1 protein-coding gene is annotated in these 459 nt (G+C 67.3%); it reads left to right on the top strand.

Annotation, left to right across the window (positions count from 1 at the left end):
- Positions 1 to 459 (top strand): LuxR C-terminal-related transcriptional regulator (locus KSP9073_RS17240; RefSeq protein ID WP_133241050.1); only part of this gene is annotated, 459 nt, incomplete at both ends.

Genomic DNA, 459 nt, shown 5'->3' with positions numbered 1-459 from the left:
TGCTTGCAATGAGCGCGCCGACCTGCTCGTCATCGGTTTGGACGAGCCCGATGGCCCGACTGACGCCGGCCAACTCGCTGCCCAATTGCGCGAGGCCATCGACAGCAGCGAGGCCAGCCGGGTGGTGCTGCTCGCGGCCAGCCTGTCTGCCGACGAGGCGCACGTTGCCATGACGTGCGGTGTGGACGCTTACTGCGCCAAATCGCAACCGCCGGAAGTCTTGCTGGCAATGCTGCGGCTCGTGCTGGCCGGTGGCCAGTCGTATCCGGCGCTGATGCCGCGTGCGGCCAGTGCGGCCATGCCGATGCTCTCGCTGGATGCGTCCGAAGCGGCGCAGCGGCTGAATGTTTCGCTGCGACAGTACGAAGTGCTCGTGCTGCTGTCGCGCGGCCACTCCGTCAAGGGTGTCGGTCGCCTGCTGGGCATTTCGGAGGCCACCGTCAAGACGCACGCGTGCAC

Source organism: Kushneria phyllosphaerae (genome assembly GCF_900312995.1).
Lineage (GTDB): Bacteria > Pseudomonadota > Gammaproteobacteria > Pseudomonadales > Halomonadaceae > Kushneria > Kushneria phyllosphaerae.
Note: the sequence above shows the minus strand (reverse complement) of the source record. Positions and strands in the feature narration are given on the sequence as shown.